The sequence below is a fragment of the Streptomyces sp. NPDC032091 genome (genome assembly GCF_055580265.1).
On record NZ_JBVILR010000038.1, the window covers coordinates 1 to 17,227 of the forward strand.

Below are 17,227 nucleotides of genomic sequence, written 5' to 3' on the forward strand. Positions count from 1 at the left end.
GCGATCTGGCACAACCGGGCCACCGGAACACCGATCACACGATCACTGATCGCCTACGACCACTGACCAGGACTTCGGACTTACTCGTCTAGGCCCGGAGCTCCGCGAGGACCGCGTCGGTGAAGGGGGTCCACGCCTCCACGGCCCAGGGGCCGAAGGCGCGGTCCGTCAGCGCGACGCAGGCGGCGCGCACGTCCGGGTCCACCCACAGGAAGGTGCCGGACTGGCCGAAGTGCCCGAAGGTGCGCGGGGAGGAGGTGAGGCCCGTCCAGTGCGGGGACTTGCCGTCGCGGATCTCCAGGCCGAGTCCCCAGTCGTTGGGCGACTGGTGCCCGTAGCCCGGCAGGACGCCCTTGAGGCCGGGGTGGACCACGGAGGTGGCCTCGGCGACCGTGCGCACGTCCAGCAGCCGGGGCGCCTGGAGTTCGGCGGCGAAGCGCACCAGGTCGGAGACGGTGGAGACGCCGTCCTTGGCGGGGGAGCCCTCCAGGCTGGAGGAGGCCATGCCCAGCGGCTCGAAGACGGCCTCGCGCAGGTAGTCGGCGAAGGGGATGCCGGTGGCCTTCGCGAGGTGGTCGCCGAGCACCTCGAAGCCGGCGTTGGAGTACAGCCGGCGCTGCCCGGGCGGGGCCGTCGCGCGGTGCTCGTCGAAGGCCAGGCCGCTGGTGTGGGCGAGGAGGTGACGGACCGTCGAACCCTCGGGGCCGGCCGGCTCGTCCAGCTCGACCGCCCCCTCCTCGTAGGCGACGAGGACCGCGTACGCGGCGAGCGGCTTGGTGACCGAGGCCAGCGGGAAACGGCGGTCCACCGGCCCGTGGGAGCCGGCCAGGCTCCCGTCCGCGCGCACGACGGCCGCCGCCGCGGCGGGCACCGGCCAGTTCTCCACGGCCCGCAGGCTTTCCAGGCTGTTGACGCCCTCCATGCTCTCCATGGCTCCGAGCCTACTTGCTTGGAGTGCACTCCAGGGTTCTAGCGTTGAGGTCATGAACCTGACGGAGACGCGGTACACGATCAGCGAGGTCGAGGCGCGGACCGGTCTGACCCAGCACACGCTGCGCTGGTACGAGCGGATCGGCCTGATGCCGCACGTGGACCGCTCCCATTCGGGACAGCGGCGGTTCAGCGACAAGGACCTCGGCTGGCTGGCCTTCGTGGGCAAGCTGCGCGCCACCGGCATGTCGGTGGCGGACATGGTCCGGTACGCCGAACTCGTCCGCGAGGGGAACCACACGGTCGACGAGCGCCGTGCGCTGCTGGAGCGGACGCGCCGGGAGGTACTGGCGCGGGTCGCCGAGCTGACGGACGCGCTCGACGTCCTGGACTGCAAGATCGCGATGTACGCGCAGAACACCGCGAACGCGGTGGGCGCGGGAACGGGGAAGGGACAGTCATGACGGAGCAGACCACCATCACACGCGTCGAGCTGGGCAAGGGCGGCCCGGCCGTCGGGATCCAGGGCCTCGGCTGCATGGGCATGAGCGAGTTCTACGGGGACACCGACGAGACGGCGGCCCGCGAGACCCTGGACGCGGCGCTGGCCGCCGGGGTCACCCTCTTCGACACGGCGGACATCTACGGGCGGGGCGCGAACGAGGAGTTCCTGGCGCCCTTCGTGGCCGCGCACCGGGACGAGATCACCCTCGCGACGAAGTTCGCCATCGAGCGCACCGACGACCCGGCGTACCGGGGGGTCCGCAACGACCGCGCGTACATCCGCCAGGCGGTCGAGGGCAGCCTGCGGCGGCTCGGCGTGGACGTCATCGACCTCTACTACATGCACCGGCGCGACCCGGCGGTGCCGTTCGCCGAGTCGGTCGGCGCGATGGCCGAGCTGGTGCAGGAGGGGAAGGTGCGCCACCTGGGCCTCAGCGAGGTCACCGGAGCCGAGCTGCGCGAGGCACACGCGGTGCACCCGATCGCGGCGCTGCAGTCGGAGTGGTCGCTGTTCAGCCGGGGCGTGGAGCGCAGCGCGGTGGGCGCGGCGGCGGAGCTGGGCGTGGCCTTCGTGCCGTACTCGCCCCTCGGGCGCGGGTTCCTGACGGGCGCCTTCGCGGACGCGGCGGCCGAGCTGTCGGCAGGGGACTTCCGGCGCGGCCAGCCGCGCTTCACGGGGGAGAACGCCAAGGCCAACGCGGCCCTGCTGACGCCGGTCCGGGAGATCGCCGCCGCGCACGGTGCGACGCCGGCGCAGGTCGCGCTGGCGTGGGTGCACCAGCGGGCCTCGGTGCACGGACTGACGGTGGTGCCGATTCCGGGGACCCGCAAGCCGGGGCGCCTCGCGGAGAACACGGCCGCCACGCGGATCACCCTCACGGCCGCCGAGCTGGCCCTGCTGGAGCCGCTCGCGTCCCAGGTCGCGGGGGCCCGCTACCCGGACATGGCCTTCACCTCGGACTCCCGCGAGGCGTAGCCGCCGGGAGCCGGCCGGGCCGGCTACGCGCCGGCCGTGAAGCGGGCGCGGAGGGTTTCGTACTCCGCGTCCGTCAGCAGGCCGGTGCTGTGCAGCTCGCTGAGGTGCCGCAGCCGCTCCCCGGACACCCGCGCCCGCGGCACGGACCCCACCGGCGCCCGCTCCCGCAGCGCGGCGAGCACGGCGGCCGCGAACGGCAGCGACTCGTGCACCGCCCCGTAGCCCACGCCGAACACCGCCGCCGCGAGGTCGTGGTCGGGGGCCGGCGGGGTCTCCGCGGCGTCGCGCGGGAGCAGCCGCAGGTGCCCGCCGCCGGGGCGGTCCGGGGACACCCACTCCACCCCGGCCAGCGCGGCCAGTGCGAACCTCTGGTCGCCGGCCCGCCACTTGGTGCTGCTCGCGCCCGTCCGCGACCAGTGGAACGTCACCGCGGACCCGTCGAACCCCACCCGCGCGTCGTACGCCTTGAGCGTCAGCGGCGGCTGCGGGACCGCGACGAGGAACCGTTCCGCCGGAGCGGTCCCGCCGGTCCCCAGCCGCTCGCGCAGCGCCTGGGCGAAGGCCGCCGCCTGCTCCGCCCGGTCCCCGGGCAGGACGAGCCGGTACGGATCGCAGGACTCCTTCAGCTGCCCGGCGGCAGCCTCCACCAGCGGATCGGCCCCCGGCCGCGGCACGGCGCGCAGCACCACGCTCTCCCGCCGCCCGACCCCGGCCGCGGCGGCGCCCACCGACACCCCGGACAGCGCTTCGAGGGGGATCCGGCGCTCGCCCAGCGCGTGCCAGAGCCTTGGAGTCCGTATCCCCCGTACGAAGCGGATGAGCACCGAGTCCGAGTCGGCGTCGAACTCCCAGACGGCATGATTTCCGGCCAGTACGTCACCCATGCGGCACATGGTAAAGGGACGCGCCCCCGCGCGTCCCCCTCGTCATCCGGCCCGGTTTTTTCGACTTGCTACGGGTCTGCGGCGGCTCAGCCGCCGTCAGTCACCGTCCGTGCCGGAAATTCCGCCCCGGCAGTCGTCGCTGCCGTTCGCGCACGCGACGGAACCGAAACCCCCGGTTCCGATCTTGGCGAAGTTCTCCAGCGAGGCCGTGCCTGGCTCGAAATAGCCGGTGTGGCTGTGCGCCCCGGCCGAGGAGAGCAGCCGGGCTCCGAACCCGGCCGAGACCGGGTCCGCCCCGTGCCCGACCCCGCCGACCTCCAGGTGCGGTACGTCGGCGATCCAGTCGCCCTCGGCCCGCGTGGCCCACACCCGCGCCGAGGTGTGCAGCTCGGCGGCGTTCCCGACGCGCATGCCGGGGCTGCCCGCCACCACCACGTCGGTCACCCGCTGCGGCAGGGCGTGCGCGGCGACCCCGCACACCACGGAGCCGTAGCTGTGGCAGAACAGGGCCACGCTCGCCCGGCCGGGCAGCGCCGCGGCCAGGGCCTCCAGCCGTACGGCGCCCTGTACGGCGAGCCGGCCGGTGGCGGCGTCCACGCCGACCCCGGCGGGGGCGACGTAGCCGGCCCAGGCGATCACGGCGGTTCGGGCCGCGGGCGCGGCCGCGAGCTCGGCGTCGTAGAGGGACTGCGCCATGCCGGCGGGCGCGGTCAGCCGGCGCTGGCTGCGCTCGAAGGTGAGGGCGTCGGTGTCCACGCCCGGCACGATCACGGAGACCCGGCGGGCCGCGTCGAGGTCGCCGAAGACCTCGGCGACCAGGCCGTCGCCGCTGGGGTCGAAGAGGAGGATCTGCCGGCCGGGCTCGGCGAGGGACTCGAAGCGGTGGGCGCGGCGTATCGCGTTCGCGCGGTCGGCCGGGGTGAGGGCGACGTCCGCGCCCCGGGCCTCCTCCAGGCGCGCGCTCTGGGCGAGCGCGTTGTGGTTGGCCCGGTAGCGGGTCGCGGCGGGGGCCCCGTCGAGGTTGCCGACCACGAGCGGGTAGCCGTCGGCGAGGTGGGCCCGCTGGGCGGTGCCGAGGCCGTCGAAGAAGCGGGCCACCGTCCGTACCGGGGCGTCGGCCGCCGGCACCGGACGGCCGTCGATCCGCGCCGTGGCCCACGCGGCGAGCGCGGCGGCCCGCGCCGGAACCACGGTCTCCGGGCGGTGCACGGCGGTCCAGCCGGTCGTCGCCAGCATCAGGAAGACCACGCCGAGGGCGAGCAGCATGCGCAGGACGGCCGGGGGCGCGGGGACGTCGGCGATGGGGTGGGCGGGGCGGCCGGGCAGGTTCACTGGAGCCAGATTAGGAGACCGCTGGAGCCCGTGGTGGCAGGGGTGACGGGACTCACGGCCGTCCGGGGCGCCGCTCGCCCCGCCCGGTCACGCTCCGTCGCGAGAGGGGTCGTCGGGTGCGGTCGGCGGGGTGGCCGGAACCCGTCGTCGTTTACTCCGGACGGCGCCAGTCGGCGGCCAGCGCGGGGCCGATCTGGTCGAGGTAGGCCTCGGTCATCCGCCGGATCGCCGTCACGCTGACGTCCTCGCCCTGCCCCCAGAGCCGCCCGGTGACCCTCATCACCCCGGAGAACGCGGCGACGGCGACCCGGGGCCGCGGGTCGGCGTCCAGGTCGAGCCCCTCGCGCTCGGCGATCAGCCGCGCGACCTGCTCCTCCAGCTCGGTCGAGCGGCGCAGGTGGACGGCGAGCAGGGCCGGGGTGGACTCGATCAGCCGGTAGGCCCGCATGTAGAGGTCGACGGGGACCAGCTCGGAGATGGCCTCGTCGAGGGTGTCCCAGGAGACGAGCACGGCGTTGCGCATCGCCTCCAGCGGCGGCTCGTCGGCCGGGCGCTCGCTCAGCGCGGTGACGAAGTGGGACTCGACCAGGTCCTGGACGGCGAAGGCGACCTCCTCCTTGTTCGCGAAGTAGCGGAAGAAGGTGCGCTGGGAGACCTCGACCGTCTCGGTGATCTCGTCGACGGTGGTGCGCTCGTAGCCCTGCGAGACGAACAGGAGCAGCGCGGCGCGCAGCAGGGCGTCCCGGGTGCGCCGCTTCTTGCGCTCGCGCAGCCCGGCCGCCCGCGCGGGGCGCTCGTCGGTCATCACCGCGGGGTCCTCTCCGATGCTTCATCTGACGCTGAGTGAGCGGTCAGGGTACCCGTGACGGAGCTGACAGCCACTGCCGCGTTAAGCCGTTTGTGAACTGTCAGTCGCTGTCATAATCTGCTGGGCATGACTGGTCAGATCACCCTCGCCAAGGAATCGAGTCCGCCGCCGGTCCGCACCGGCCTTCGCGGCCACCCGTGGCTGACCCTCTTCGCCGTGGCGATCGGGGTCATGATGGTCACCCTCGACGGCACGATCGTCGCCGTCGCCAACCCCGCGATCCAGAAGGACCTCGGCGCCAGCCTCGCCGAGGTGCAGTGGATCACCAACGGCTACCTGCTGGCCCTCGCCGTCTCCCTGATCACCGCCGGCAAGCTCGGCGACCGCTTCGGACACCGCCAGACCTTCCTCATAGGCATCGCCGGCTTCGGGCTCTCCTCGGCGGTGATCGGCCTGTCCGACGGGGTCGGGCTGGTCATCGGCTTCCGCGTCGCCCAGGGCCTCTTCGGGGCCCTGCTGATGCCGGCGGCCCTCGGCCTGCTGCGCGCCACCTTCCCCGCCGAGAAGCTGAACATGGCCATCGGCATCTGGGGCATGGTCATCGGCGCCTCGACCGCCGCCGGGCCCATCGTCGGCGGGCTGCTCGTGGAGCACATCAGCTGGCAGTCCGTGTTCTTCGTCAACGTGCCGGTCGGCATCGTCGCGCTGGCCTTCGGCCTGTTCATCCTGCTCGACCACCGCGCGGAGAACGCCCCGCGCTCCTTCGACCTGCCGGGCATCGTGCTGCTGTCGGCCGCGATGTTCTCCCTGATCTGGGCGCTGATCAAGGCCGCGGAGTGGGGCTGGGGCGACGTCAAGACCCTGCTCTTCCTCCTCGGTTCCCTGGTCTGCTTCGCCCTCTTCGCCTTCTGGGAGACCCGGGTCGCCGAGCCGCTGATCCCGCTCGGCATGTTCCGTTCGCCGGCGCTGTCCGCGGGCACCGTCCTGATGGTGCTGATGGCCTTCGCCTTCATGGGCGGCCTCTTCTTCGTCACCTTCTACCTGCAGAACGTGCACGGGATGAGCCCGGTCGACAGCGGCCTGCGCCTGCTGCCCCTCACCGGGATGATGATCATCGGCTCCCCGCTGGCCGGCGCCGCCATCACCAAGGTCGGCCCGCGCGTCCCGCTCGTCGCCGGCATGGTGGCCACCGCCGTCGCCTGCTTCGGGATGTCCCGCCTCACCCCGGGCACCGGCAGCCTCGCCATGTCCCTCTGGTTCGCCCTGCTGGGCCTGGGCCTCGCGCCGGTGATGGTCGGCGCGACCGAGGTCATCGTCGGCAACGCCCCGCTGGAGCTCTCCGGCGTGGCCGGCGGCCTCCAGCAGGCCGCCATGCAGGTCGGCGGCAGCCTCGGCACCGCCGTCCTCGGAGCGGTCATGGCGGCCGAGGTCAGTGACACGTTCGGGGACAACTGGCAGCGGGCGGGCCTGCCCCCGCTCACCCCCGAACAGCTGGAACTCGCGGAGAAGGGCGTCCAGGTCGGCATCGCCCCGGTCCCGCCCGGGGTGCCCGAACCGGTCGCCCAGACCATCTCCACCGTCGCGCACGAGACCTTCGTGTCCGGTATGAGCACGGCCTTCACCTGCGCCGGAGTGGTAGCGGTCCTCGCCGCGGTCGTCGCCTGCTTCACCAAGCGCGGCGAGAACGCCGGGGCCGGGGCGGGAGCGGCCCACATCTGAGCCGGGCCACCCGCCGTTACGGCCGCGTCAACACCGCGCCCGCCGCAGCCCCGCCGCAGCCGTGCGGCGGGGCTGTCGCCTATCAGGGTGGACCCGCCCGCGGCCCCTTCCGCTCGGACGTCGTCGCAGGTCAGCGTGGTGCCACGGAGCCCTCGGAAACCGTCCGGGGCCCGTACGTCCACAAGGAGTTGACCCCGTCATGCGTACGTGGAGCACCGCACGCGTCACCACCCTCGCCGCCGCCCTCCTGGCCGCCTGCGCCCTCATCCCGTCCACCGCCACCGGCGCCCACGCCGCCTCCCCGCCCTGCGCCACCGGGGAGCTGTGCCTGTGGGCGAAACCGGACTTCAAGGGCACCAAGCAGACCTACGACCTCAGCACCCTCGACATCAACAGCTGCACCACGCTGCCGCCCAAGGCCGGCTTCCAGTCCCTCGTCAACCGCACCGGGCGCCCCGTGACCACGTACCAGTCGGCCGAGTGCGCGGAGACCGGCGAGTTCCAGACCTACCCCGGCGACGGGGTCTGGCTGCCCCAGTCCCCCTACCAGGTCAGGGCGTTCAAGGTGTGGGAGCGGTAGGCCCCGCCTGACCGGCGGCCGGCTCGGGGCCCTGGGCGGCCTGGGCGGGCATCGCGCACGGGGATCCGCGGCCCAGCCGCGCGACCTCGGCCCGCAGCGCCCGCACCTCCTCCTGGAGCTCCCGGACGGCCGCCAGCTGGAGCCGCTCCACCTGGTCGTCGCGTTCGAACCGGGCGATGAACCAGGCCGCGATGTTGGCGGTCACCACACCGAGCAGGGCGATCCCCGACAGCATCAGCCCCACCGCCAGGACCCGGCCCAGCCCGGTGGTGGGGGAGTGGTCCCCGTACCCGACGGTCGTCATGGTGGTGAAGGACCACCACACCGCGTCGCCCAGGTTCTTGATGTTCCCGTTCGGCGCGTCCCGCTCCACGCTCAGTACCGCGAGCGAGCCGAACATCAGCAGCCCGACCACCGCGCCCGCCACGTACGTGGTCAGCCGGATCTGCGGGGCCATCCGTGCCCGCCGCCCCACCAGCATCAGCGTCGCGACCAGTCGCAGCAGCCGCAGCGGCTGCACCAGCGGCAGCACCACCGCCGCCAGGTCCAGCCAGTGCGTCCGGACGAAGACCTTCCGGTCGCCCGACAGCCCCAGCCGCACCACGTAGTCCACCGCGAACGCCGCCCACACCGCCCACTCCGCGTGGGTGCAGGCCCGGTGCACGGCCTCTCCCGCGTCCGGAGCGACGATCGGCACGGCGTAGGCGACGGCGAAGGCCACGGCGAGCACCAGCAGGGGGACCTGGGTCCGGCGCTCCCACCGCGCCTGGCGGGAGGGTTCCTTCATACCGATCATCGTAGGGAAAGCGGACGGGGGCGCTGGGACAGGTGTCCCAACGCCCCCTCGGAAGAGTGACCCCTCCGGCGGCTCCCGCAGCGGCTACGCGTCCCCGCCCGCCGCGCCCGGGTCGGCGGCCGCGACGTCCAGGAGCTGGTAGCGGTCGATGGCCTGCTTCAGGGCCGAACGGTCGATCTTCCCCTCGCGGGCCAGCTCGGTCAGCGTCGCCAGGACCACCGACTGGGCGTCGATGTGGAAGAAGCGCCGCGCCGCGCCGCGCGTGTCGGCGAAGCCGAAACCGTCCGCGCCCAGCGAGGTGTACGTCCCCGGCACCCAGCGCGAGATCTGGTCCGGCACCGCCCGCATCCAGTCCGACACCGCCACGAACGGCCCCTCCGCACCCGACAGCTTCCGGGTCACGTACGGGACGCGCTGCTCCTCCTCCGGGTGGAGCAGGTTGTGCTCCTCCACCGCGACGGCCTCACGGCGCAGCTCGTTCCAGGAGGTCGCCGACCAGACGTCCGCCCGGACGTTCCACTCCTCGGCCAGGATCCGCTGCGCCTCCAGCGCCCACGGCACCGCCACGCCCGAGGCCATGATCTGGGCCCCGACGGCGCCCGAGGTGCCCTGCGAGATGCGGTGGATGCCCTTGAGGATGCCCTCGACGTCCACGTCGGCCGGCTCGGCCGGGTGCTGGATCGGCTCGTTGTAGACCGTCAGGTAGTAGAAGACGTCCTCGCCGGGCTCGTTCGTCTCGGTCGGGCCGTACATGCGCCGCAGGCCGTCCTGGACGATGTGCGCGATCTCGTAGCCGTAGGCCGGGTCGTACGCCACACAGCCCGGGTTGGTCGACGCCAGCAGCTGGGAGTGACCGTCGGCGTGCTGGAGGCCCTCACCCGTCAGGGTGGTCCGGCCGGCGGTCGCGCCCAGGACGAAACCGCGCGCCAGCTGGTCGGCCATCTGCCAGAACTGGTCACCCGTGCGCTGGAAGCCGAACATCGAGTAGAAGACGTAGACCGGGATCAGCGGCTCGCCGTGCGTCGCGTACGCCGAACCGGCGGCGATCAGCGAGGCCGTGCAGCCGGCCTCCGAGATGCCGTCGTGCAGCATCTGGCCGGTCGGGGACTCCTTGTACGCCAGGAGCAGGTCGCGGTCGACCGCCTCGTACTGCTGGCCCAGCGGGTTGTAGATCTTGGCGCTGGGGAAGAAGGCGTCCATACCGAAGGTGCGGTACTCGTCGGGCGCGATCAGCACGAAGCGCTTGCCGATCTCCTTGTCCCGCATCAGGTCCTTCAGGACGCGGACGAAGGCCATCGTCGTGGCGATCGACTGGTGGCCCGAACCCTTCTTGGCCGCCGCGTACGCCTTGTCGTCCGGCAGGACCAGGGGCTTGGCGCGCACCACGCGGGTGGGCACGTACCCGCCGTGGGCGCTGCGCTGGTCGTGCATGTACTGGATCTCGGGCGAGTTGCGGCCCGGGTGGTAGTACGGCGGGGCGCCGTTCTCCAGCTGCGCGTCCGTGATCGGGATGTGCAGGCGGTCGCGGAAGCGCTTGAGGTCGTCGACCGTCAGCTTCTTCATCTGGTGCGTGGCGTTGCGGCCCTCGAAGTTCGGGCCGAGGGTCCAGCCCTTGACCGTCTGCGCCAGGATCACCGTCGGCTGGCCCTTGTGGGCCTTGGCCGCCGCGTAGGCCGCGTAGACCTTCTTGTGGTCGTGGCCGCCGCGGCCCAGGTGCTGGATCTGCCGGTCGGTCATGTTCTCGACCATCGCGCGCAGCCGCTGGTCCCCGCCGAAGAAGTGCTCGCGGATGTACGCGCCCGACTCGGTGGCGTACGTCTGGAACTGCCCGTCGGGGGTGGAGTTCATCTTGTTGACCAGGATGCCGTCGCGGTCCTGGGCCAGCAGCGGGTCCCAGGAGCGGTCCCAGATGAGCTTGATGACGTTCCAGCCGGCGCCGCGGAAGACCGACTCCAGCTCCTGGATGATCTTGCCGTTGCCGCGCACCGGGCCGTCGAGGCGCTGGAGGTTGCAGTTGACGACGAAGGTCAGGTTGTCCAGGCCCTCGCGGGCGGCGAGCGACAGCTGGCCGAGCGACTCCGGCTCGTCCATCTCGCCGTCGCCGAGGTACGCCCAGACGTGGGACCTGGAGGTGTCGGCGATCCCGCGGGCCTCCATGTACCGGTTCATCCGGGCCTGGTAGATCGCGCCGAGCGGGCCCAGGCCCATCGAGACGGTCGGGAACTCCCAGAAGTCCGGCATCAGCCGCGGGTGCGGGTAGCTCGACAGGCCGTACGGGGCCTTCGACTTCTCCTGGCGGAACGCGTCGAGCTGCTGCTCGGTGAGCCGGTCCAGCAGGTAGGCGCGGGCGTAGATGCCGGGGGAGGCGTGGCCCTGGAAGAAGATCTGGTCGCCGCCGTCGCCCTCGTCCTTGCCGCGGAAGAAGTGGTTGAAGCCCACGTCGTAGAGGGAGGCGGAGGAGGCGAAGGTGGCGATGTGCCCGCCGACGCCGATCCCGGGGCGCTGGGCGCGCGAGACCATCACGGCCGCGTTCCAGCGGGTGGCGTTCAGGACCTTGCGCTCGATCTCCTCGTTGCCGGGGAAGAAGGGCTCGTCCTTGGTGGCGATGGTGTTGACGTAGTCCGTCGAGCGCATCTCGGGGACGGCCACGCGCTTCTCGCGGGCCCGCTCGATCAGTCGCAGCATCAGGTAGCGGGCGCGCTCACGGCCCCGCTCGTCGACGGCGGCGTCCAGGGAGTCGAGCCACTCCTTGGTCTCCTCCGGGTCGAAGTCCGGGACCTGGCTCGGCAGGCCGCCAATGATGATCGGATTGCGATCGGATGCGGAAGCCACGCTGTTCCTTCGCTGTCAGGGGAGTCGTGCCTTGGGTCGCCGCCTCCCATGGTCTAACGCCCGGCCGAAATCTTCACCTCTACCACTGGGTAACACCTGGAGCGGGGAAGGAGCGCCGGGCGGGCCGTGCCGGTCCTGCGCGCGGCGGGGCCAAATCGCAACCTTACGCCCAGGACGATCACCGGGTTCGTAAGGCCGTTCGTCCCTCAAACAGGTAGGAAAGTCCTCATGCGATGCCGAATGGGCTGGAATGGTGTGGGATGAATCACCGGTGGTCCACCGTGGAACCCTGAAACGTACGGCAAAGTTGCGGCGAGACGGCCGCAATCGTCACCGTTTCGACGGTCTCGGCGGCCGGGTACTTGCGCGATCCGCCGCGCCCGTGTGGACTACGCCCAATGCTGCGCGTACGCGCGCCGCCGAAAGACATTCACCGAACATGAGCAGGAGGCACCCCGTGAGCGCGACCGCGGACCACGCGGAGAGCCTGGCCGCCCGGCTGGGTTTCCAGTCCGAACAGGTGGTCCAGGAGATCGGCTACGACGAGGACGTCGATCAGGAATTCCGTGAAACCGTCGAGGACCTCGTCAGTGAGCTCGCAGACGAGGACTACGACGACGTCGCCGACGCGGTGCTGCTGTGGTTCCGCGACGAGGACGGCGATCTGACGGACGCCCTGGTCGATGCGACCGAGCTGGTCGAGGACGGCGCACTGATCCTGCTGCTGACCCCCAAGACGGGCCGTGACGGCTATGTCGAGGCCAGCGACATCAGCGAGGCGGCGGAGACCGCGGGCCTCTCGCTGGCCAAGGGCCTGCCCGTCGGCAAGGAATGGACGTCCACCAAGCTGGTGACGCCGAAGGCCGCCAAGTCCAAGAAGTAAGCCGCGCCCCGCAGCCGAGCGGAACGCCCACCCCGCCGACCCGGTCCACGCCGGGGCCGGCGGGGTGTGCGCGTTTCCGGGCCCGCTCCGGCCCTGCCGGCGGCCCGTTCCGCGAGGGGCGGCCTTAGGGTGGGTCTCACCCGAACGGCCCCGTGCGGGACCGCAGGAACGAAGGGATGCGAGAGATGGCGATCGAGGTCGGAACCAAGGCCCCGGACTTCGAGCTCAAGGACAACCACGGCGCCACCGTGCGGCTCTCCGACTTCCGGGGGGAGAAGGCCGTCGTGCTGCTCTTCTACCCGTTCGCCTTCACCGGCGTGTGCACCGGCGAGCTCTGCGAGCTGCGCGACCAGCTGCCCCGCTTCCAGAACGACGACGTCCAGCTGCTGGCCGTCTCGAACGACTCCGTGCCGACCCTGCGCGTCTTCGCCGAGCAGGAGGGCCTGGAGTACCCGCTGCTGTCCGACTTCTGGCCGCACGGCGAGACCTCCCGCGCCTACGGCGTCTTCGACGAGGAGAAGGGCTGCGCGGTCCGCGGCACCTTCGTCATCGACAAGGACGGCGTCGTCCGCTGGACCGTCGTCAACGGCCTGCCGGACGCGCGTGACCTGAACGAGTACATCAAGGCCCTCGACAGCCTCTGAGGACCACGGCCTCTGAGAACCACCGGACGGGTTCCGAACGAAAACCGCCTTGTGGGCGGGAACCCGTCACTAGGATCGAAACGTTGATCCGGTAGAAACGCACGCGGGGCACCGCCCCACACACCTACCAATGGAGGACTCGTGGGAGTCAGCCTCAGCAAGGGCGGCAACGTCTCGCTGACCAAGGCCGCGCCCAACCTGACGGCGGTCATCGTCGGTCTGGGCTGGGACGCCCGCACCACCACCGGTGTCGACTTCGACCTCGACGCCAGCGCGATCCTGACCAACGACCAGGGCAAGGTCGCCACCGACTCGAACTTCGTGTTCTTCAACAACCTGAAGAGCCCGGACGGCTCGGTCGAGCACACCGGTGACAACCTGACCGGCGAGGGCGAGGGAGACGACGAGGCGATCAAGGTCAACCTCGCCGGCGTCCCCGCCGACGTGGCCAAGATCGTCTTCCCGGTCTCCATCTACGAGGCCGAGAGCCGCCAGCAGAGCTTCGGCCAGGTCCGCAACGCCTACATCCGCGTGGTGAACCAGGCCGACAACAGCGAGCTCGCCCGCTACGACCTCTCCGAGGACGCCTCCACCGAGACCGCCATGGTCTTCGGCGAGCTCTACCGCAACGGCGCCGAGTGGAAGTTCCGCGCCATCGGCCAGGGCTACGCCTCGGGTCTGCGCGGCATCGCGCAGGACTTCGGCGTCAACGTCTGAGTCGTCTGAGCGGTCCGGGCCGTCCGAGCCCGGAAAAGTTCGTCCGTCCGGCGCCGTGCACCTCTGTGTACGGCGCCGGACCGGCTTTGCCACCATGGAGGCGGGTGGCCCGGCCACCATCACATTCGTTCGGGGAGGACCACATCATGGGCGTCACACTCGCCAAGGGGGGCAACGTCTCCCTCTCCAAGCAGGCACCGAACCTCACCCGGGTTCTGATCGGGCTCGGATGGGACGCGCGCTCGACCACGGGGGCCGACTTCGACCTCGACGCCAGCGCGCTGCTCTGCCGCGACGGGCGGGTGCTCGGCGACCCGTACTTCGTCTTCTACAACAACCTGAAGAGCCCCGAGGGCTCCGTCGAACACACCGGCGACAACCTCACCGGCGAGGGTGAGGGGGACGACGAGTCGATCATCGTGGACCTCACCAAGGTCCCGGCCCAGGTCGACAAGATCGTCTTCCCGGTCTCCATCCACGAGGCGGACAGCCGGCGGCAGAGCTTCGGCCAGGTCAGCAACGCGTTCATCCGCGTGGTGAACATGGCGGACGACCAGGAGCTGGCCCGCTACGACCTGACCGAGGACGCCTCCAGCGAAACGGCGATGATCTTCGGCGAGCTCTACCGGTACGGGGGCGAATGGAAGTTCCGTGCGGTGGGCCAGGGGTACGCGTCGGGGCTGCGGGGCATCGCTCTAGACTTCGGGGTCAACGTTTCGTAAAGCCGTACAAGACGATGGGGTGCCAGTGGTTCTGAAAACCTTCGGCTGGTCGTTCGCAATCACTGCGCTCGGTCTGGCCGCAGCGGTGTTCTACGGGGGGTGGACCGCTTTCGGGATCGTGGCGATCCTGTCGATCCTCGAAATCTCGCTGTCCTTCGACAACGCGGTGGTCAACGCCGGAATCCTGAAGAAGATGAATGCCTTCTGGCAGAAGATCTTCCTCACGGTCGGCGTGCTCATCGCCGTGTTCGGCATGCGCCTGGTCTTCCCCGTCGTGATCGTCGCGATCAGTGCCAAGATCGGCCCGCTCGACGCGGTCGACCTCGCGATGACCGACAAGGAGATGTACAAGCAGCTGGTCACGGACGCCCACCCGTCCATCGCCGCCTTCGGTGGCATGTTCCTGCTGATGATCTTCCTCGACTTCATCTTCGAGGACCGCGACATCAAGTGGCTCGCCTGGCTGGAGCGCCCGCTCGCCAAGCTCGGCAAGATCGACATGCTGTCCGCGTGCATCGCGCTGATCGTCCTGGTCATCACCTCGATGACCTTCGCCACCCAGGCCCACCAGCACGGCGGGGCCCACGTGGACAAGGCGCAGACCGTCCTGGTCTCCGGCATCCTCGGCCTGATCACCTACATGATCGTCGGCGGCCTCTCCGGCTTCTTCGAGAACAGGCTGGAGGAAGAGGAGGAGGCCGAGCACGAGGCGGAGGAAGCGGCCAAGAAGAGCGGCAGGCCCGTCTCGGCCGTCGTCATGGCCGGCAAGGCCGCGTTCTTCATGTTCCTCTACCTGGAGGTCCTCGACGCCTCCTTCTCCTTCGACGGGGTCATCGGCGCCTTCGCCATCACCAACGACATCGTGCTGATGGCGCTCGGCCTCGGCATCGGCGCCATGTACGTCCGCTCGCTCACGGTCTACCTGGTCCGCCAGGGCACCCTCGACGACTACGTCTACCTGGAGCACGGCGCGCACTACGCCATCGGCGCGCTCGCCGTGATCCTGCTCGTCACCATCCAGTACGAGATCAACGAGGTCATCACCGGTCTCGTCGGCGTCGTGCTGATCGCCTGGTCCTTCTGGTCCTCCGTACGCCGCAACAAGCGGCTGGAGGCCGAGGGCGGTGACGGGGAGCCCGCCGAGGTCGGCGCCGGGGTGTGACCCGGCCCTGATTGCGGAACGCTCCTTGAGGAGCCGTCTCTTCTTCGGCGGGGCGGCCGCGCGGATCCCACGGGACCGCGTGGCCGCCCCGCGGCATATCCGCGGCCCGGCCGCGCAATGACCGACCAGGGGGGTTGGGGTACATGGGGTTCTTCGACGGGTTCTTCGACGGGATCAGGGGCGCCCGCGCGATGCGGTTCGACTCGGGCCACGCCTCGTCGAACGCCATCGAGCTGACGAAACGGCAGCCGACGGTCTCGCTCACCAAACAGCAGGCCGTCCACGGCAACCTCCGGGTGAACCTCTCCTGGCGGATGCGCACCTCGGACATCGGCGGCCGCTCCGGCCAGAGCGGGCAGCTCTTCCGCCACCCGTTCAAGCTGTTCAAGCCCGACATGGTGCAGGCCCACACCCAGGGCATGGTCAACGTCGACCTCGACATGGGCTGCCTCTACGAGCTGACGGACGGCACCCGCGGCGCCGTGCAGCCGCTGGGCAACCTGCTCGGCGACCTCAACGACCCGCCGTACGTGAAGCTCAGCGGGGACGACCGGTTCGGCTCGCCGTCCGGGGAGACCCTCTACGTCAACCTCGACCACGCCGACGAGATCAAACGGCTGCTGGTCTTCGTCTACATCTACGACCAGACCCCGGCCTTCGACCGCACGCACGCCCTGGTCACCCTCTACCCGACCGCCGGCCCGCGCATCGAGATCCCGCTGGAGGAACGCCACCCGCAGGCCCGCTCCTGCGCGGTGGTCTCCCTGCAGAACGTCAAGGGCGAGCTGATCGTCCGCCGCGAGGCGAAGTTCGTGTACGGGTTCCAGGCCGAGCTCGACCGGCTGTACGGGTGGGGGCTCCAGTGGGGGCGGGGCTACAAGACCAAGGCCTGAGCCCCGCCCGGGGCACTCGGCGCGCGCTCAGCGGCGGATGAACTGCGGGCCCTGCACCGGGAGCCGGAAGGAGGGGTCCCCGCCCGGAGCCGGCACGGGCACCGGGGAGACCTGCTGCGGGTAGCCGTAGGCGGGCTGGACCGGCGGCGGGGCCTGGGTGGCGGGGGCCGGGACCGGCGGGCGCATGGCGGCGGTGCGGTCGTCGCCGGGGGCGGCGGGCCCGGGGCCGGGGGCGGCGGGGGCGCCCGGGGCGCCCTCCCCGGCCTCGGCGGCGTTCTCGTCGACGGAGATCCCGTGGTCCGTCGCGAGCCCCACCAGGCCGTCGGAGTAGCCCTCGCCCAGGGCGCGGAACTTCCACCCCTCGCCCCGGCGGTACAGCTCGCCGCAGATCAGCGCGGTCTCGGCGCCCGTCTCCGGCCGTACGTCGAAGTGGGCCAGCGGCTCCGGCGCGGCGCCCGGGGAGGCGTCGTACAGCTGGATGCGCAGGTCGTGGACCCGCTGGAAGGGCACGTCCTCGGCGGAGGCCACGACCAGGATCCGGTCCACGACCGGCGGCACGGCCCGCAGGTCCGCCTGCACCGCGTCGGTGACCGCCTCGCCGGCCTGCTTCTTGCCCAGGCGCCAGACGGACCCGGAGGGGTGGCGGGGCTGGTTGTAGAACACGAAGTCCTCGTCCGAGCGCACGCGCCCGTCCGCCCCCACGAGCAGCGCGGAGGCGTCCACGTCCGGCACCTCGGGCCCGGTGGTCCAGCGCAGCACCGCCCGGACCGCCGTGGCGGCCACCGGGATGTTCGAGCCCTTCTGCATCGCGTGCGTCATGCCGGTCATCCTGCCCTCCCGGGCGG

General features: G+C 71.4%; 17 protein-coding genes. 10 read left to right on the plus strand and 7 right to left on the minus strand.

Going from position 1 to position 17,227, the window contains the following annotated elements:
• Window positions 1-88: 88 nt before the first annotated feature.
• On the minus strand, window positions 89-904 hold the full coding sequence (locus ACZ5NJ_RS36335; protein WP_468770925.1) for a serine hydrolase domain-containing protein: 816 nt from the start codon (window positions 902-904) through the stop codon (window positions 89-91).
• Between the two features lie 79 nt (window positions 905-983).
• On the opposite strand from ACZ5NJ_RS36335, the gene ACZ5NJ_RS36340 reads away from it, so the two are divergent.
• Together ACZ5NJ_RS36340 and ACZ5NJ_RS36345 are read left to right on the plus strand one after the other, a co-directional pair.
• Window positions 984-1,394, plus strand: coding sequence for a MerR family transcriptional regulator (locus ACZ5NJ_RS36340; RefSeq protein WP_468770855.1), 411 nt, complete (start codon window positions 984-986; stop codon window positions 1,392-1,394).
• Window positions 1,391-2,410 (plus strand): aldo/keto reductase, encoded by a 1,020-nt coding sequence (locus ACZ5NJ_RS36345; protein WP_468770856.1) that lies wholly within the window; start codon window positions 1,391-1,393, stop codon window positions 2,408-2,410. Before ACZ5NJ_RS36340 ends, ACZ5NJ_RS36345 begins: the two co-directional genes overlap by 4 nt.
• Window positions 2,411-2,433: 23 nt before the next feature.
• Here the strand turns inward: ACZ5NJ_RS36345 and ACZ5NJ_RS36350 are convergent, their stop codons facing one another.
• The 3 genes from ACZ5NJ_RS36350 to ACZ5NJ_RS36360 all read right to left on the minus strand — a co-directional run bounded on the left by ACZ5NJ_RS36350 (window position 2,434) and on the right by ACZ5NJ_RS36360 (window position 5,431).
• Window positions 2,434-3,294 carry a DUF4429 domain-containing protein gene (locus ACZ5NJ_RS36350; protein ID WP_468770858.1) on the minus strand — a complete coding sequence of 287 codons (861 nt, stop codon included), beginning with the start codon at window positions 3,292-3,294 and terminating at the stop codon, window positions 2,434-2,436.
• A gap of 96 nt (window positions 3,295-3,390) precedes the next feature.
• On the minus strand, window positions 3,391-4,560 hold the full coding sequence (locus tag ACZ5NJ_RS36355; protein WP_468770927.1) for an alpha/beta hydrolase: 1,170 nt from the start codon (window positions 4,558-4,560) through the stop codon (window positions 3,391-3,393).
• Between the two features lie 217 nt (window positions 4,561-4,777).
• The gene (locus ACZ5NJ_RS36360) at window positions 4,778-5,431 is read right to left on the minus strand and encodes a TetR/AcrR family transcriptional regulator (RefSeq protein ID WP_468770860.1); all 654 of its coding nucleotides are present in this window, start codon (window positions 5,429-5,431) and stop codon (window positions 4,778-4,780) included.
• A gap of 129 nt (window positions 5,432-5,560) precedes the next feature.
• Here ACZ5NJ_RS36360 and ACZ5NJ_RS36365 point away from each other — a divergent pair, with 129 nt between their 5' ends.
• Together ACZ5NJ_RS36365 and ACZ5NJ_RS36370 are read left to right on the plus strand one after the other, a co-directional pair.
• On the plus strand, window positions 5,561-7,153 hold the full coding sequence (locus ACZ5NJ_RS36365) for an MFS transporter (protein WP_468770861.1): 1,593 nt from the start codon (window positions 5,561-5,563) through the stop codon (window positions 7,151-7,153).
• A 199-nt stretch (window positions 7,154-7,352) separates the two neighbouring features.
• Complete coding sequence (locus tag ACZ5NJ_RS36370) at window positions 7,353-7,733, plus strand: peptidase inhibitor family I36 protein (RefSeq protein WP_468770863.1); 381 nt, start codon at window positions 7,353-7,355, stop codon at window positions 7,731-7,733.
• Here ACZ5NJ_RS36370 and ACZ5NJ_RS36375 read toward each other — a convergent pair.
• Both ACZ5NJ_RS36375 and aceE read right to left on the minus strand, forming a co-directional pair.
• Window positions 7,714-8,520, minus strand: a complete 807-nt coding sequence (locus ACZ5NJ_RS36375) for a potassium channel family protein (protein ID WP_468770865.1) — start codon at window positions 8,518-8,520, stop codon at window positions 7,714-7,716. The genes ACZ5NJ_RS36370 and ACZ5NJ_RS36375 overlap by 20 nt on opposite strands.
• A gap of 93 nt (window positions 8,521-8,613) precedes the next feature.
• Entirely contained in the window at window positions 8,614-11,361 is a 2,748-nt protein-coding gene (gene aceE / locus ACZ5NJ_RS36380; RefSeq protein WP_468770867.1) for a pyruvate dehydrogenase (acetyl-transferring), homodimeric type, read from the minus strand.
• 457 nt (window positions 11,362-11,818) lie between these two features.
• On the opposite strand from aceE, the gene ACZ5NJ_RS36385 reads away from it, so the two are divergent.
• The 6 genes from ACZ5NJ_RS36385 (at window position 11,819) to ACZ5NJ_RS36410 (ending at window position 16,382) form a co-directional block, all read left to right on the plus strand.
• Window positions 11,819-12,244: a DUF3052 domain-containing protein gene (locus ACZ5NJ_RS36385; protein WP_395509257.1), complete on the plus strand. Its 426-nt coding sequence runs from the start codon at window positions 11,819-11,821 to the stop codon at window positions 12,242-12,244.
• Between the two features lie 185 nt (window positions 12,245-12,429).
• Window positions 12,430-12,888 (plus strand): peroxiredoxin, encoded by a 459-nt coding sequence (locus tag ACZ5NJ_RS36390; protein ID WP_468770929.1) that lies wholly within the window; start codon window positions 12,430-12,432, stop codon window positions 12,886-12,888.
• 141 nt (window positions 12,889-13,029) lie between these two features.
• The gene (locus ACZ5NJ_RS36395; protein ID WP_042816748.1) at window positions 13,030-13,605 is read left to right on the plus strand and encodes a TerD family protein; all 576 of its coding nucleotides are present in this window, start codon (window positions 13,030-13,032) and stop codon (window positions 13,603-13,605) included.
• A 146-nt stretch (window positions 13,606-13,751) separates the two neighbouring features.
• A complete protein-coding gene (locus ACZ5NJ_RS36400) occupies window positions 13,752-14,327 on the plus strand; it encodes a TerD family protein (RefSeq protein WP_468770869.1) in 576 nt (191 codons plus the stop codon).
• A gap of 25 nt (window positions 14,328-14,352) precedes the next feature.
• Window positions 14,353-15,489: a DUF475 domain-containing protein gene (locus tag ACZ5NJ_RS36405; RefSeq protein WP_468770871.1), complete on the plus strand. Its 1,137-nt coding sequence runs from the start codon at window positions 14,353-14,355 to the stop codon at window positions 15,487-15,489.
• A 143-nt stretch (window positions 15,490-15,632) separates the two neighbouring features.
• Window positions 15,633-16,382: a TerD family protein gene (locus ACZ5NJ_RS36410; protein ID WP_468770872.1), complete on the plus strand. Its 750-nt coding sequence runs from the start codon at window positions 15,633-15,635 to the stop codon at window positions 16,380-16,382.
• Window positions 16,383-16,409: 27 nt separating this feature from the next.
• Here the strand turns inward: ACZ5NJ_RS36410 and ACZ5NJ_RS36415 are convergent, their stop codons facing one another.
• The gene (locus ACZ5NJ_RS36415) at window positions 16,410-17,201 is read right to left on the minus strand and encodes a TerD family protein (protein ID WP_468770930.1); all 792 of its coding nucleotides are present in this window, start codon (window positions 17,199-17,201) and stop codon (window positions 16,410-16,412) included.
• Between the last annotated feature and the right edge of the window lie 26 nt (window positions 17,202-17,227).

Bases quoted from the DNA above. Each gene is read 5' to 3' on its own strand.
- ACZ5NJ_RS36410 (WP_468770872.1), top strand. From the start codon at position 15,633: ATGGGGTTCTTCGACGGGTTCTTCGACGGGATCAGGGGCGCCCGCGCG.
- ACZ5NJ_RS36355 (WP_468770927.1), bottom strand. From the start codon at position 4,560: ATGCTGCTCGCCCTCGGCGTGGTCTTCCTGATGCTGGCGACGACCGGC.
- ACZ5NJ_RS36360 (WP_468770860.1), bottom strand. From the start codon at position 5,431: ATGACCGACGAGCGCCCCGCGCGGGCGGCCGGGCTGCGCGAGCGCAAG.
- ACZ5NJ_RS36365 (WP_468770861.1), top strand. From the start codon at position 5,561: ATGACTGGTCAGATCACCCTCGCCAAGGAATCGAGTCCGCCGCCGGTC.
- ACZ5NJ_RS36370 (WP_468770863.1), top strand. From the start codon at position 7,353: ATGCGTACGTGGAGCACCGCACGCGTCACCACCCTCGCCGCCGCCCTC.
- ACZ5NJ_RS36345 (WP_468770856.1), top strand. From the start codon at position 1,391: ATGACGGAGCAGACCACCATCACACGCGTCGAGCTGGGCAAGGGCGGC.
- ACZ5NJ_RS36350 (WP_468770858.1), bottom strand. From the start codon at position 3,294: ATGGGTGACGTACTGGCCGGAAATCATGCCGTCTGGGAGTTCGACGCC.
- ACZ5NJ_RS36340 (WP_468770855.1), top strand. From the start codon at position 984: ATGAACCTGACGGAGACGCGGTACACGATCAGCGAGGTCGAGGCGCGG.
- ACZ5NJ_RS36375 (WP_468770865.1), bottom strand. From the start codon at position 8,520: ATGAAGGAACCCTCCCGCCAGGCGCGGTGGGAGCGCCGGACCCAGGTC.
- ACZ5NJ_RS36390 (WP_468770929.1), top strand. From the start codon at position 12,430: ATGGCGATCGAGGTCGGAACCAAGGCCCCGGACTTCGAGCTCAAGGAC.
- ACZ5NJ_RS36415 (WP_468770930.1), bottom strand. From the start codon at position 17,201: ATGACGCACGCGATGCAGAAGGGCTCGAACATCCCGGTGGCCGCCACG.
- ACZ5NJ_RS36400 (WP_468770869.1), top strand. From the start codon at position 13,752: ATGGGCGTCACACTCGCCAAGGGGGGCAACGTCTCCCTCTCCAAGCAG.